The 12,730-nt window shown below is 72.4% G+C and carries 14 protein-coding genes and 1 pseudogene; 5 read left to right on the top strand and 10 right to left on the bottom strand.

What is annotated here, in order from left to right:
- Nucleotides 1–300: 300 nt before the first annotated feature.
- On the bottom strand, nucleotides 301–1,011 hold the full coding sequence (locus AB0B33_RS13735) for a type 1 glutamine amidotransferase domain-containing protein (protein ID WP_360770754.1): 711 nt from the start codon (nucleotides 1,009–1,011) through the stop codon (nucleotides 301–303).
- Between the two features lie 122 nt (nucleotides 1,012–1,133).
- Here AB0B33_RS13735 and AB0B33_RS13730 point away from each other — a divergent pair, with 122 nt between their 5' ends.
- Entirely contained in the window at nucleotides 1,134–2,036 is a 903-nt protein-coding gene (locus tag AB0B33_RS13730; protein WP_360770751.1) for a LysR family transcriptional regulator, read from the top strand.
- A 37-nt stretch (nucleotides 2,037–2,073) separates the two neighbouring features.
- On the opposite strand, the gene AB0B33_RS13725 is transcribed toward AB0B33_RS13730, so the two are convergent.
- The 5 genes from AB0B33_RS13725 to AB0B33_RS13705 all read right to left on the bottom strand — a co-directional run bounded on the left by AB0B33_RS13725 (nucleotide 2,074) and on the right by AB0B33_RS13705 (nucleotide 6,174).
- Complete coding sequence (locus tag AB0B33_RS13725) at nucleotides 2,074–2,322, bottom strand: hypothetical protein (RefSeq protein ID WP_360770748.1); 249 nt, start codon at nucleotides 2,320–2,322, stop codon at nucleotides 2,074–2,076.
- A gap of 85 nt (nucleotides 2,323–2,407) precedes the next feature.
- Nucleotides 2,408–3,658, bottom strand: a complete 1,251-nt coding sequence (locus AB0B33_RS13720; protein ID WP_360770747.1) for a helix-turn-helix domain-containing protein — start codon at nucleotides 3,656–3,658, stop codon at nucleotides 2,408–2,410.
- A 28-nt stretch (nucleotides 3,659–3,686) separates the two neighbouring features.
- Entirely contained in the window at nucleotides 3,687–4,370 is a 684-nt protein-coding gene (locus AB0B33_RS13715; protein WP_360770744.1) for an alpha/beta hydrolase, read from the bottom strand.
- Nucleotides 4,371–4,384: 14 nt separating this feature from the next.
- Nucleotides 4,385–5,491 (bottom strand): FAD-dependent monooxygenase, encoded by a 1,107-nt coding sequence (locus AB0B33_RS13710; protein ID WP_360771152.1) that lies wholly within the window; start codon nucleotides 5,489–5,491, stop codon nucleotides 4,385–4,387.
- Nucleotides 5,488–6,174, bottom strand: coding sequence for a TetR/AcrR family transcriptional regulator C-terminal domain-containing protein (locus AB0B33_RS13705; RefSeq protein WP_360770740.1), 687 nt, complete (start codon nucleotides 6,172–6,174; stop codon nucleotides 5,488–5,490). The genes AB0B33_RS13710 and AB0B33_RS13705 overlap by 4 nt, the downstream gene beginning before the upstream one ends.
- A 375-nt stretch (nucleotides 6,175–6,549) precedes the next feature.
- Between AB0B33_RS13705 and AB0B33_RS13700 the strand changes: the two genes are divergently transcribed.
- Entirely contained in the window at nucleotides 6,550–6,975 is a 426-nt protein-coding gene (locus tag AB0B33_RS13700) for a DoxX family protein (protein ID WP_360770737.1), read from the top strand.
- A gap of 51 nt (nucleotides 6,976–7,026) precedes the next feature.
- On the opposite strand, the gene AB0B33_RS13695 is transcribed toward AB0B33_RS13700, so the two are convergent.
- The gene (locus AB0B33_RS13695; RefSeq protein WP_247023045.1) at nucleotides 7,027–7,539 is read right to left on the bottom strand and encodes a VOC family protein; all 513 of its coding nucleotides are present in this window, start codon (nucleotides 7,537–7,539) and stop codon (nucleotides 7,027–7,029) included.
- A gap of 366 nt (nucleotides 7,540–7,905) precedes the next feature.
- Here AB0B33_RS13695 and AB0B33_RS13690 point away from each other — a divergent pair, with 366 nt between their 5' ends.
- From AB0B33_RS13690 to AB0B33_RS13680, 3 genes are read left to right on the top strand one after another with little or no spacing between them, the layout of a single operon-like run.
- Nucleotides 7,906–8,532: an NAD(P)H-binding protein gene (locus tag AB0B33_RS13690; RefSeq protein WP_360770733.1), complete on the top strand. Its 627-nt coding sequence runs from the start codon at nucleotides 7,906–7,908 to the stop codon at nucleotides 8,530–8,532.
- Between the two features lie 35 nt (nucleotides 8,533–8,567).
- A complete protein-coding gene (locus tag AB0B33_RS13685) occupies nucleotides 8,568–9,437 on the top strand; it encodes an alpha/beta fold hydrolase (RefSeq protein ID WP_360770731.1) in 870 nt (289 codons plus the stop codon).
- Nucleotides 9,438–9,441: 4 nt separating this feature from the next.
- Nucleotides 9,442–10,032: a TetR/AcrR family transcriptional regulator gene (locus AB0B33_RS13680; RefSeq protein WP_360770728.1), complete on the top strand. Its 591-nt coding sequence runs from the start codon at nucleotides 9,442–9,444 to the stop codon at nucleotides 10,030–10,032.
- Here the strand turns inward: AB0B33_RS13680 and AB0B33_RS13675 are convergent.
- From AB0B33_RS13675 to AB0B33_RS13665, 3 genes and pseudogenes are all read right to left on the bottom strand, one after another.
- Nucleotides 10,029–10,502, bottom strand: a pseudogene (locus AB0B33_RS13675) (integrase core domain-containing protein); the annotation flags it as partial. The gene AB0B33_RS13680 and the pseudogene AB0B33_RS13675 sit on opposite strands and share 4 nt — an antisense overlap.
- A gap of 135 nt (nucleotides 10,503–10,637) precedes the next feature.
- On the bottom strand, nucleotides 10,638–11,216 hold the full coding sequence (locus AB0B33_RS13670) for a dihydrofolate reductase family protein (RefSeq protein ID WP_360770725.1): 579 nt from the start codon (nucleotides 11,214–11,216) through the stop codon (nucleotides 10,638–10,640).
- Between the two features lie 100 nt (nucleotides 11,217–11,316).
- Complete coding sequence (locus tag AB0B33_RS13665; protein ID WP_360770723.1) at nucleotides 11,317–12,438, bottom strand: S1 family peptidase; 1,122 nt, start codon at nucleotides 12,436–12,438, stop codon at nucleotides 11,317–11,319.
- Nucleotides 12,439–12,730 lie beyond the last annotated feature (292 nt).

Below are 12,730 nucleotides of genomic sequence, written 5' to 3'. Positions count from 1 at the left end.
GGCTCCCGACGGCGAATGGGCGCGCGGAAACCACGGCGGTGACGTCGACTTCATCTCACTCCCCAGTGCGATTCATGGTGAAGAATCACGCAAGGTTAAGGCTCAAGACGCCGCGGGGGGATACGCAATCCGCAGAGTTCAGCCGAATGACCTATCGATCCTGGACCAGACGCACGAGTTCGCCACGCGATCCATGATCGAACCCGGCCCACCCGCCACTGTGGACACCCGATCCACTACTGCACGTGACCACCAGCGAATTGTTCCCTTTGCCGGTCGGATATTCACCGACAATCCATTTCACGAAATCGATCCAGAATCGAGCAGCCGCGCGACGCGGGCCTCGGTGTCCACACTGGACTGCGGGTTCTGGCCCGTGACGAGGTTCTGCTCAGCGACGACCGTGCTCGACCACGGCGCGCCCGGCGTCACGGCGGCACCCTGCTCACGCAGCCGCGCCTCGACGAAGAACGGCGTCCGCTCCCCCAGGCCGCCCTGGCGTTCTTCGTCGTCGCTGAAGGAAGTCATCACGCGCCCGGCGAAGGCGAACGTCCCGTCGTCCCGGCGGGCGGCGAGGAGCCCGGCGACGCCGTGGCACAGCGCCGCGACGAGCTTGCCCGCGTCGTCCGCGGCGACCAGCAGCCGCCCGAGCGCGGGATCGGTGGCCAGGTCGGCCATCGGCCCGTGCCCGCCGGGCAAGTAGAGCGCATCGTAGCCGTCGACGGTCGCGTCGGCCAGCTTCAGCGGCGCGGCCAGGCCGTCGAGCGCGTCGAGGTACGCGCGGTACTTCGCGCCGGCCACGGGGTCGACGCCGCCGCGCTCGTCGAAGCTGACCGGGTCGGCGACCGGCTGCCGCCCCTCCGGGGTGGCGACGTCGACGCGGTGCCCGGCCTCGGTGAGCACCCGGTGCGACTCGGCGACCTCCTCGGCCCAGAAGCCGGTCGGGTGGTCGGTGCCGTCGGCGAGGCGCAGCCGGCCGGCGGCCGAAACGATCATCAGGATCCGTGCCATGTCGGGGTTTTCCTTGTCCGCGGGACCCGGTGCCCCGCACGCCGGGGTCAACCGCGCGAGCCCGGCCGGTAGTCCGCCGCGGCCGGTACCATCCATAACGGTGCTTATGGAAGGTGGCTTGCGTGCCAAGTCTGGATCTGCTCAGCACGTTCGTCGCGGTCTACCGCCGCGGCTCGCTCTCGGCCGCCGCGGCGGAGCTGGGCCTGACCCAGCCCGCCGTCACCGGCCAGCTGTCGAGGCTGGAGAAGGAGCTGGGCGAGCCGCTGTTCACCCGGTCCCGCCACGGCGCCGCGCCGACTGCCCGCGCGGTCGAGCTGGCCGCGCGCGTCGGCACCCGGATCGACGAACTGCGGGGCGCGCTCACGCCCGGCCCGGACGACGCCGTCCCGCTCGGCAAGGTCGCGCTCGGCGGCGCGAGCGACGCGATGGCGACCCGGGTACTGCCCGCGCTCACCCCGCTGGTCACGCGCGGGCTCCAGCTCACCGTGACACTCGGCCTCGCCGAGGAACTGCTGGCCGCGCTCACCGCGGCCCGTCTCGACCTCGTCGTCTCGTCGGTGCGGCCGCGCGACCGCGCGCTGACCGCGACCCCGATGATCGACGAAGAGTTCGTCCTGGTCGCCGCCCCGGCCCTGGCCCGCGGCGTCGACCCGGCCCGGCTGGCGGCCGACCCGGTCGGCGCGCTGGCGGCGTTGCCGCTCGTGGCCTACGCCGAGGAGCTGCCGATCATCCGCCGCTACTGGCGCAGCGAGTTCGGCAGGCGCCCGCCGAACCGGGTCGCGGTGGTGGTCCCGGACCTGCGCGCGGTCCTGGCGGTGGTGATCGCGGGCGCGGGCGCGACGGTCCTGCCCCGCTACCTCGCGGCGGCGGCGCTGGAGGCGGGCTCGGTCGAGCTGGTCCACGAGCCCGAGACCCCACCGCTCAACACCTGGTACCTGGTCACCCGCACGACGCCGCCCCGCCCGGCGGTGAGCCTGGTGCGCGACCGCCTGCTCCAGCGCGCCCAAGCCTGGGGCTCGCTCTAGCAGGCTCCCGCCGTGCTCACTCCCCGCCGCGCGCGGCTCAGCCCGCGTTGGCCAGGAGGTCTCCGCCCGCCGGGGCGCTCTGCATCAGGCACGCGTGGCACGGCATGCCGCGCAGCCCGTCGAGCACCTCGGCCTCGCCGGGGAAGATCGACTCGCCGCACAGCGCCGTCAGGTGCCCCGGGACCGGGCCCGCCGGGACGGGGATCAGGTGGCAGACGCGTCTGCTTTCGCCCACGACGCCTCGGCGAAGCCGCACCAACGCGAGCATCCCACCGTTCTCACCCATAGCCGAACGGTAGGCCGAACGGCCGATCACGGCTTCGTGCCCGCGACCCAATGATCTCCGCCACCGGTGGTCCGCGGCACCAAAGTCACGCCGCGGCCAGCACGGCTGCCCCGAGCCGGCGGCACAGGTTGAGCGCCAGCTCGACGTCGAGCCGTCCCTCGCCGAGCCCGCGCGGCAGCAGCTCCTGCGCCTTGCGGACGCGGTACTGGACGGAGTTCTTGTGCATCGTCAGCTCGGCCGCCGACGCGGTGTAGCTGCCGCCGGAAGCGAGGAACACCCGCAGCGTCTCGCGCAGCCGCCCGCAGTTCTCGTCGTCGGCCGACAGCGGCCCGAGCGTGCTCGCGACCCACAGGCGCGCCGCGTTGAGGTCGCTCGTCATCAGCGCGACCGTGCCGACTTCCCGGAACGTCAGGACGCGGTCGCAGTGTTCGCCGGCGGCCAGGGCCAGCGCGTGCACCCGGCGGGCCTGCTGGTGGGTGTCGCGGAAGCCGTCGACGCCGGTGCCGGGGTCGCCGACGGTCACCCGCACGCCCGGATCGGCGTCCGCGAGGGCCGCGTCGAGGTCTTCCCGCCGGACCGCCTCGACCGGCAGCCACGCCCACGCGCCGGCTTCGTCGCGGGGCACGAACAGCGGGCGGCCCGCACCACCGGCGCGTTCGAGCACCGCGCCCGCGACCGATTCCAGGTGCGACAGCACGTCGTGGGCTTCGGACGCGTGCCAGACGACCAGCCCGACGTGCGTGCCGCGCAGCCGGTAGCCGATCACCGCCTCGGCGGCGTCGACGTCGGGCGGGCCGCCGTTCTCGCTGAGCAGGTCCAGCACCTTGGCCGCCCGCGCGGCGCTCCGGTTGAGCAGCCACCGGTCGCGTTCGTCCTGGTAGACGCCGACGAGCTGGCGGACCACCCGGGTGATGAACTCGTAGGCGACCTTCAGCAGCCGGCGCATCATGGCGCCGAGCAGCGCCGCGTCGTCGACGACCCGGATGCACTCCTGGAACCCGAAGTCGAGCATCGCGGCCTGGCCGAGGTCGTACGCGCGGATCAGGTCGAACACCGGCGTGCCGCGCTGCGCCAGCCGCCGCGCGTACTCCATCGCCGCGGCCGGCGGCTCGACGGTCGCCGGGTCGATGCCGTGCCGGAAGATCTGCAGCGCGGTCTCGATGTTCTGGTAGACGCTCGCCGACAGCAGGCTCACCATGCGCTCGTCGTCGTTGACCAGCTGCGGCAGGTCGGCCGCGTACAGCTGGATCAGTTCGCCGGTGAGTTCGTCCGCGCGGCCCGCCAGTGCGGCGGCCATCTGCCGGATGCGCTCCGAGACGACTTCTTCGTCCACCATGGAGCCACTCTACGGGGTATGGATCAAGCTATTCGAGGAACACGTCGATCAAGTCGAACGTCGCATCGGGAGCCTGCAGCGCCGGCATGTGCCCGGCGCCCGGGACGACCTCGAACCGGGCGTCGGCGAACGCGGCCGCGTAGGCCTTGCCGAAGGCCGGCGGGACGACGGTGTCGTCCTCGCCCCAGATGAGCAGCGCCGGGATCCGGACCCGCGCCAGGCGGCGCAACAGTTTCGGATCGGCCAGGCCGGGGCCGGCGTAGGTCCGCAGCGCCTCCAGGTCGGCCGGGTTCGGCCCCGGCGCGCCGGGCGGCAGCTGCGGCGCACCGGCCGGCGGCTGCGGCATCCGCACGGGGACGCCGTCGACCTCGGGACCGATGGCGTCGAGCAGCACGAGCTTGCCGAGCCGCCGCCCCCGGTCGCGGACGGCCAGCTCGGCCGCGACCCAGCCGCCGAAGGAGCTGGCCACCACGGTGACGTCCGTGAGGTCTTCGTCCTCGAGCAGCTCGAGGTAGGCCAGCGCGAGGTCGTCGACGCCGGTGCACCAGTCCGGGCGCGGGGTGCCCGACCAGCCCGGGTGCGTCGGGGCGAGCACCCGGGCGCGCGGCGCGAAGTACTCGACGATCGAGGCGACGCCGCGGGGTCCGGCGCCGCCGTGCAGCACCAGCACCGTCCGGTCGCCGGCACCGGTGTCGAGGAGGTCGAAGGTCATGGTGGTCCCTTTCGTCAGTGGCGGGCGGCGAACCGGGTCATCTGCTCGACCATCGCGGCGGGCGCGCCGGGGGCGAAGCAGGCTTCGAGGTTGTCCGCCGAGTCCCGGGCGGCGGCTTCCGCACGGGGGAACATCGCGGCTTCGTAGGCCGAGAGAGCGCTTTCGACGTCGTCGTGCCCGGCCAGCGCGAGGGCCAGTTCGGCGGCGTCGAGCATGGCGAGGTTCGCGCCCTCGCCGGCGAAGGGTGACATCACGTGTGCGGCATCGCCCAGAAGTGTCACACCCGGGACGCGCGCCCAGCGGTGCCCGACCGGCAGGGCGTGGATCGGCCGCGGGATCAGGGCACCGTCGCTTTCCGCGATGAGCGCCCGGAGCCCGGCGTCGAAGTCCGCGAAGACCTCGAGCAACCGGTCCCGCTCGGCGAAGTCCGCGACCGCGGCGGGATCCGCGGTCTCGACGGCGGCGTACACCCGGATCCACCCGCCGCCGGTGCGCTGGGCGATCAGCCCCTTCCCCGCGGCGAGCGCGAACATCGACCCGGCGCCGACCAGCGCCGCCACCGCCGGGTGCCGGTCGTCCACATCGGACAGCCGAGCCTCCACGAAGGACAGCCCGGAGTAGCGCGGCACGGCGTCCGACAGCAGCGGGCGGACCTTCGACCACGCGCCGTCCGCGCCGACCACCAGATCGGCTTCGACGACTTCGCCGGTGTCCAGGGTGAGCCGCCCGGGCGCCACCGCGGTCACCTTGGCACCCCAGCGGACCACTCCGTCCGGCAGCGATTCGACGAGGATCCGCTTGAGGGCACCGCGGTCGATCTCGGGCCGGGTGCCCCCGCTTTCTTCGGCGGCCTCTTCGAACCGGACGACGCCGTGGCGGTCGAGGATCCGCAGGGCTTCGCCTTCTTCCCGGGCGAGGGCCCGGAATCCGTCGAGCAGGCCGGCTTCGGCCAGGGCACGCAGCCCGGATTCTTCGTGCAGGTCGAGCGTGCCGCCCTGGTCGCGGGCGGTGGGCGTGGCGTCCAGTTCGTACACCGTCGCGGCGATGCCGCGGGTGTGCAGGACGCGGGCCAGGGTGAGCCCACCCAGGCCGCCGCCGGTGATGGCGATCGCGGGCATCAGGACTCCTCGGGTTCGGGGCGCGGGGTGGCGAGCGCGCCGTTGAGCAGCGCGTCGAACGCCCACCTCGTGCGGCGGGGGCCGGGGCCGGACACCAGGTCGGCGGCCAGCGCGGCGATGTGCGGGTGGGTCCGCGGCGACGCCGTCGCCACCGACTCGACCAGGACGTCGTGCTCGCGGGCGGCACCGGGTTTTTCCCGGCGGCTGCCGTGCTCGACGGCGGCCGCGGTGGCGCTCAGCAGCAGCGCGTCGACCGCCCACGCCGCCTGCCCCGGTGCCATGCCGCCTTCGTCGAGCAGCGCGAGCACGCGCTCGACGAGCGTGAAGTAGTTCGGCCCGCTCAGCCGCGTCACCAGCGCGACGCGGGCCAGGCTGGGGTGCGCGAACAGCACCGCCCGGTAGGAGTCCAGCACCGCCCACAGGCGTTCGCGCCAGTCCCCCTCCCCGCCGAGGTCGACCTCGGCGAGCAGCTCGTCGAGCACCGCGGCGTGCAGTTCCTCGGTGTCCTTGACGTAGACGTAGAGCGACGCGGCCCCGGTGTCGAGCTCCTTGGCGAGCCGTCGCATGGTGACGCGCTCGACGCCTTCGGCGCGCATCAGCGCGACCGCTGTCGCCACGATGCCGTCACGCGTCAACGCCGGCTTCGCCGGGCGCTCCCGCCGGTTGTACGTGCTGTCCGGTGCCATGCCACCACCATAGCGAACATGTTCGTGACGAACGTGTTCGGGTGCGCCACGTCACCGTCAGGGTACGGTTCGAGTCCTCAGAATTTTCTCAGAACAATGTTCAGGGTCAATGGTTCGGAAACATTCCCGAAACACCGGAGCGGACCACTCCGCAAACTGGTCTGGACCACTGGATCAAGATCACCCGGACGGCGGTTTTACGTTGCCTGCGGCCGGAAACTCCAGTGAATACCATTACTTAAATGTGCTTAACCGACCTTAGGACCTTGTGACGAGTCACTGACGGACGGTATATCTGGGCGCGTACCGAATTCGCAGCGGCCGGTCCCTCCCCCGGCCGGTTCGATGCCGCCCAGCACCGACACCGGAGGCACCATGCACCGCCTGGACCCGGCCCGCGAGCACGTCATCGGGCTGTACCGCATCGTCATCGGCTTCTTGTTCGCCTGCCACGGCCTCAAGACCCTGTTCGGCCTGTTCGGCGCGAAGGCCCCCACGGCCGTCGGCGCCTGGCCGGGCTGGTGGGCCGCGCTCATCCAGCTCGTCTGCGGCGTGCTCGTCTGCGTCGGCTTCGGCACCCGGGTCGCCGCCGTGCTCGGCTCCGGCTCGATGGCCTACGCGTACTTCTCCTCGCACGCCCCGGACGGCCTGTTCCCGATCCAGAACGGCGGCGAAGCGGCGACGCTGTTCTGCTGGTCGCTGCTCATCGTCGCGTTCGTGGGCCCCGGCCGCTTCGCGCTCGGCAACCTCGCGACGCGACAGCGGGAAGCACAGCCGGACCGGACCAGCGTCACCGCCTGACGAAGGGAGGGCTCGGCGGCGCCCGCTCCACCGGTGCGCCGCCGGGTTCGCCTAGCGGGAGATGCCCACGCCGCTGCGGGCGTCCGGGCCGTACTTCGCCAGCTCGCCCGCGAGGTCCAGCCGGCCGATGGCCGCGCTCTTCGCGCGGTCCGCGTCGGTCAGCAGCTCGCGCGGGATGATCCAGACCACCTCGAACTCGATGCCGCTGGGGTCCTTGGCGTACAACGACTTCGTGGTGCCGTGGTCCGACGACCCGACCAGCGCGCCCGCCTCGCGGAGCCGGCCCGCGATCCGCTCGAGGTCGCCGAGGGTGTCGACCTCCCACGCGAGGTGGTAGAGCCCCACCGACGTCTGGCCCGCGCCGGAATCCTCGGCGTGCGCGCCGATCTCGAAGAGGCCGAGGTCGTGGTCGTTGGTCGAGCCGGGGGCGCGCAGGAAGGCCGCGCCGCGGTGGGCGTCGCCGCCGTCGATGTAGCCGAAGCCCAGCACGTCCCGGTAGAAGGCGACGCTCTCCGCCAGGTTCCGGACGTAGAGCACGGCGTGGTTCAGGCGAAAGATCGACATCGGGACTCCCGCGCGCGGTACGTAATCGATTGAAGTTTCAACTTAAGGCTACCACGGACCACTCTCGGTAGGTGTCGTGACCGACCGGGCGACAAACCTTCGACACCGGATCGAGGCCCTGGTCAGGCGCCCCGGCGGTTCGTAGGGTGGTTCCACCGCAGGACACCGTGTCAGCTGTCCCGCGGGCGGCGGGGCCCCGGGTCCGACCTTTCCCCGAAGCCAAGTCCGGGGCACCGCCGCGCCTCCCCGGCCGATCGCGCCGCCTTCCCGTCGCCAGTCCTTCGTACCCGGCTCCTGACGCGCACAGTTACCTTAGCCCTAAGCTAGACTTCTTAGCGCTAAGCAATTTGACGCAGAGGAGTCCCCATGCGCATCACCGTGTTCGGCGCGGCCGGCAACGTCGGCCGCCGCGTCGTCGCCGAAGCCGTCGCCCGAGGTCACGAAGTCACCGCCGTCGCCCGCGATCCTCGGCGCGCCGAGGATCTGCCGGTCCCCGTCCGCCCGGGCGACGCCGCGAACCCCGACGACGTCGCCGCGCTCAGCCGGGGCCAGGACCTCGTGATCACGGCGACCCGCCCCGCACCCGGCCGGGAACACGAGCTGGTCGAAGCGACCCGGGGCCTGCTCAAAGGTCTCGCCGGCACCGGCATCCGGCTGCTGGCCGCCGGCGGCGCGGCGAGCCTGCTCACCCCCGCCGGCACGACGGTGCTCGAAGACCCGGGTTTCCCCGCCGAGTTGCGCCCGATCGCCGCGGCATGCCAGGCGCAGCACGACGAATACCGGACCGACACCGCCGTCGACTGGACCTACGCCAGCCCGCCCGCACTCCTGGAACCGGGCGAACGGACCGGCCACTACCGCCTCGGCGGCGACGAACTGCTCGTCGACTCCGACGGCCGGTCGGCGATCTCGATGGAGGACTTCGCGGTCGCGTTGCTGGACGAAGCGGAACGGCCGCGCCACCACCGGACCCGGTTCACCGTCGCGAACTGATTTACATACATACATCATGTATGTAACCTGACCGCATGACGCAACGGAGCGAAACCCTGGGGCAGGAGCACCGCGTCCGGCTGCCCGCCGGCGAGGTGCGGTACTTCGAGCGGGGCTCCGGCGCCCCGGTGGTGTTCGTCCACGGGGTGCTGACGAACGCGGAACTCTGGCGGAAAGTCGTCCCCGACATCGCCGCGGCCGGGTTCCGGTGCCTGGCGCCCGACCTGCCGCTCGGCGCGCACGACCTGCCGATGCGCGCGGACGCCGACCTGTCCCCCACCGGGAACGCCGACGTCATCGCCGGCTTCCTCGAGGCGCTCGACCTCCGCGACGTCACGCTCGTCGCGAACGACACCGGCGGCGCGCTGACGCAGATCGTGCTCAGCCGCCGTCCGGAGCGGGTCGGGCGCGTGGTGCTCACGCCGTCCGACTGCTTCGAGTACTTCTTCCCGCCGATCTTCAAGGCGCTGCCGCCGATCGCGCGGATCCCGGGGTCGATGGCCGTGCTGGGGCAGCTGCTGCGGATCCGAGCGCTGTACCGGCTTCCGCTGCTGTTCGGCTGGGTGACCAAGCGGCCGCTGCCGGACGCGGTCGCGCAGGCCTACCTCGGGCAGCTGCGGAAGTCGGCCGGGGTGCGGCGGGACCTGCGCAAGCTGCTCCGGGAAGTCCATCCGCGGCACACCCTGGCCGCGGCCGAAAAGCTGCGGACCTTCGACCGGCCGGTGCTCCTGGCTTGGGCGGCCGAGGACAAGCTGTTCCCGATCCGGCTCGCGCACCGGCTCGCCGCGCTGCTGCCGGACGCGAAACTCGTCGAGGTGCCCGACTCCTACACGTTCATCTCCGAGGACCAGCCCGCCGTGCTGGCCCGCCACGTCGTCGAGTTCGCGGGTGCCGTGGCAGATTAGGCGGGTGCGACGTACCCAGCAGGACCGTTCCGCCGGCACGAAGGCCGCCTTGGTCACCGCCGCGCGCGAGCTGTTCGCCAGCCGTGGCTACCAGGCCGTGCCGGCGGACGAGATCACCCGCGCCGCCGGCGTCACCCGGGGCGCGCTGTACCACCACTACGCCGACAAGCAGGGCCTGTTCCGCGCCGTCGTCGAGGAGCTCGAGCGCGAGCTGACCCGAGAGGTCGAAGCCGCGTTCGCCGGCGCCGCGGACCCGCTGACCGGCATGCTGCAGGGCCTGGGCGTCTTCCTCGACGCCTGCCTGCGCGAAGAGGTCCGCCGCATCTCGCTCACCGACGCCCCGGCCGTGCTGGGCTGGGAGGTCTGGCGCGAGATCGAGGCGGAGTACGGCCTCGGCCTGCTCGTCACCGTGCTGGAGCAGGCCAGGGCGGACGGGCTGATCGTCGAGCAGCCCGTCCGCGCCCTGGCCCAGCTCGTGCTCAGCGCGGTGATGGAGTCGGCGCGGATGATCGCCGCGGCGGCCGACCCCGCGACGACCCGCGCCGAGGTCCAGCAGGTACTGGGCGGCTGGCTCGGGAGCCTGCTGCGGACCTAGCTGTGATGTCCGGGGAAGTTGGTCAGCCGGGTGACCGGCGGCTTGCCGCCGGTTGAGCTGTGGGGTCGGTGGTGATTGTAGAAGTGCAGTCAGCCCGGTAGCGCTGCTCGGCGTTGTTGCTCGCAGGGATAGAAGCGGGCGAAGGCCCATCCCTCGGTCAGTGTCCGGTGGAACCGTCCGCTCTTGCCGTTGGTCTGCGGCCGGTAGGGGCGGGCAGGACCCGTTCGACGGTGACCCCGCGGTCGGCGAACCAGGCCACTGCCCGGTGCAAAACCGCGGTGGCGGTGGCTGCGGTCTCGGGGGTGGCGCGTTTGTTGCGGTCGCCTTGGGCGCATCCGCCGAAGCGGCGCCCGCCGCTGTCGGGGATGTTGCCGAACTCGGTGACATCGACATGGATCAGCGATCCGGGACAGGCGTGTTCGTAGCGGCGCAAGGGGTTCGCCGGTGACCCGGTCGATGTGGGTGAGTCGCAGGCGGGTGCGTGGGGTCAGGGTGGCGTTAGGGTTGGACACGAAGGCCTCCGGTGGGTGAAGCGGTTCCTGGACAGCTCCACTTCACATCCGGAGGCCTTCACCTGTCTGCACGACAGGCGCCACCAGGTCACCTCAACTCGGGACAACGTCCCTGGACATCACACCGCGCGTCCGGAAGGTGCTCAGCACCGCGGCGCCGACCTCCGTGCTGGAGACCAGCCGCAGGTCCGCGGGCGCCGCGCCGTCGAAGAGCCGGCGGCCGGCCCCGGCCAGGCTCGGGAACACGAGCAGCCGGTACTCGTCGACCAGGCCGCGGCGGCCGAGCGCCTGCGCGACCCCGAGCGAGCCGATGACGATCAGGTCCCCGTCGTGGCGCTCGGCCACCTCGATCGGATCCCCTGGCAGCAGCGTGGAGTTCTGCCACGCCGACACGTCGGTCAACGTCCGCGAGACGACCAGCTTCCGGGCCGCGTTGAGCCGGGCGGAGAACTCGTCGGTGCGGCCGGGCCAGAGCTTCGAGAAGAGCTCCCACGTGGTGCGCCCGAGCAGCAGGGTGCCGGTTTCCAGCAGGGTGCCGAGCCGGAACTTGTCCCCGGCGACGGCTTCCGGGCCGTGCCGGAACGCCCAGCCGCCGGTGGCGGTGCCGCCGGAGCCGTCCGGGTCCTCGGCGACGCCGTCCAGGGTGACGAACTCGGTGACGATGACGCTCATGACTGCTCCCGGTGGGTCCCGCCGCGCCCCCTTGGCGCGGCCTCACCGGTACCTACCAGCGGCGGCCGCCGGATTCATCGGCCGCCGCCGGAAAAGTTTCTTACGCCGTGACGAGGGACAGGCCGTAGGCCTGCAGGATCTCGTTCACCGGCTGGAACCACGTCTCGCCGCCGGAGCTGCAGTTGCCCCAGCCGCCCGAGGTCACGCCCTGGGCCTGGTCACCGGTGATGAACGAACCGCCGGAGTCGCCGGGCTCGGCACAGACGTTGGTCCGCGTCATCTGGTAGACCGCGCCCTGGGAGTAGTTGACCGTCTCGTTGAGACCCAGCACCGTGCCGCAGTGCCAGTGCGTCGTCGAGCCCGAGCGGCACACCGACGTGCCGACCGGCGCGACCCAGGAGCCGCGGACGAGCGCGTCGCTGACCGTGCCCCAGCCGAGCACGACCGGCGCGGTCCACCAGCCGTTGCCGATGCGGATGAACGAGTAGTCGTTGCCGGGGAAGGAAGAGCCGGCGAAGCTGCCCATCGCCGAGCCGTCCCAGCCGACGACCGAGCTGCCCGCGCCGCCGCAGTGCCCGGCGCTGACGAAGCCGCCCTGCACGGAGAACCCGATCGAGCAGCGGGTGTTGCCGTTGATGTAGTACGGGTCGCCACCGACGGTGCCCGCCGACAACGGCTGCGCGGCCGGCGCGCTCGCCACGGTCACCGGGCCCGACTTCGCGGCGCGGGCCAGGAAGGCGTCGACGTCGGCGCCGTGCGCGCCCGGCCGCAGGGTGACCACGACGCTGCCGGCCCGCGGGTCGACGCGCCAGCCGCTGACGGCCGCCGGGGCCGGGTCGGCCTTGGCCGAGGCGTCGATCGCGGCCTTGGCGGCGTCGAGCTTCGCCGCGCTGACCCGGGCGGTGGTGGGCTCGGCACCGGTCTTCCGGACGGCGTCGGCGGCGGCCGGGTCGGTCACGCCGACGACGAGCTTGCCGAGCGCGGGGTCGAACCACGCGCCGCCGAACGCGGCACCGGCGGCCTGCTGCGCGGCCGGCATCACCCGCGCGGCGGACGTTTCCTGGCCGAGCCGGGTTTCGGCCTGGGTGGCGGTCAGGCCGAAGTCCCGCTGCATGGCGGCGATCAGCCCGGGCGACGCGACGGCCGGGCTCAGCGAGGCGGAAGCGAGGGACGCGGTCAGGACGGCGGCACCGCCGAGGGCAAGGGAGATTCTTCGACGCATGGGGACTCCTCCAGGGACCGGGGGAAAGAAACACACCGTCCGCCGAGTGTGCGGGCCGGTGCTCGGCGGGTCCAGATTTGTCCGGTCTTCTGTCCGGAATTCGCGGGAGCGAACGTCTGTCCATTGCGGACTGAAGGCGCAATCACACTGGGGGACAACGGGTTCCGGGCACGCCAAGAGGCACGGACCGGGCTCACCCGTCCGCGCCAGACGAAGGTCTGGACCAAGTACACCACGGCGGCGCGGGCCCCGGACCGAACCGGAGACCGCGGGGCAGCGAACGTGCACGACC

This window comes from Amycolatopsis sp. NPDC049159, from assembly GCF_040648295.1.
GTDB classification, from domain to species: Bacteria; Actinomycetota; Actinomycetes; order Mycobacteriales; family Pseudonocardiaceae; genus Amycolatopsis; species Amycolatopsis pretoriensis_A.
This window is presented reverse-complemented; position numbering and strand designations above follow the sequence as displayed.

What these genes read in the sequence shown, in the direction of transcription:
- AB0B33_RS13700 (WP_360770737.1), top strand. Translation starts at nt 6,550, where the DNA reads ATGCACCGCCTGGACCCGGCCCGCGAGCACGTCATCGGGCTGTACCGC.
- AB0B33_RS13720 (WP_360770747.1), bottom strand. Translation starts at nt 3,658, where the DNA reads ATGGTGGACGAAGAAGTCGTCTCGGAGCGCATCCGGCAGATGGCCGCC.
- AB0B33_RS13690 (WP_360770733.1), top strand. Translation starts at nt 7,906, where the DNA reads ATGCGCATCACCGTGTTCGGCGCGGCCGGCAACGTCGGCCGCCGCGTC.
- AB0B33_RS13695 (WP_247023045.1), bottom strand. Translation starts at nt 7,539, where the DNA reads ATGTCGATCTTTCGCCTGAACCACGCCGTGCTCTACGTCCGGAACCTG.
- AB0B33_RS13665 (WP_360770723.1), bottom strand. Translation starts at nt 12,438, where the DNA reads ATGCGTCGAAGAATCTCCCTTGCCCTCGGCGGTGCCGCCGTCCTGACC.
- AB0B33_RS13685 (WP_360770731.1), top strand. Translation starts at nt 8,568, where the DNA reads ATGACGCAACGGAGCGAAACCCTGGGGCAGGAGCACCGCGTCCGGCTG.
- AB0B33_RS13705 (WP_360770740.1), bottom strand. Translation starts at nt 6,174, where the DNA reads ATGGCACCGGACAGCACGTACAACCGGCGGGAGCGCCCGGCGAAGCCG.
- AB0B33_RS13725 (WP_360770748.1), bottom strand. Translation starts at nt 2,322, where the DNA reads ATGGGTGAGAACGGTGGGATGCTCGCGTTGGTGCGGCTTCGCCGAGGC.
- AB0B33_RS13715 (WP_360770744.1), bottom strand. Translation starts at nt 4,370, where the DNA reads ATGACCTTCGACCTCCTCGACACCGGTGCCGGCGACCGGACGGTGCTG.
- AB0B33_RS13735 (WP_360770754.1), bottom strand. Translation starts at nt 1,011, where the DNA reads ATGGCACGGATCCTGATGATCGTTTCGGCCGCCGGCCGGCTGCGCCTC.
- AB0B33_RS13670 (WP_360770725.1), bottom strand. Translation starts at nt 11,216, where the DNA reads ATGAGCGTCATCGTCACCGAGTTCGTCACCCTGGACGGCGTCGCCGAG.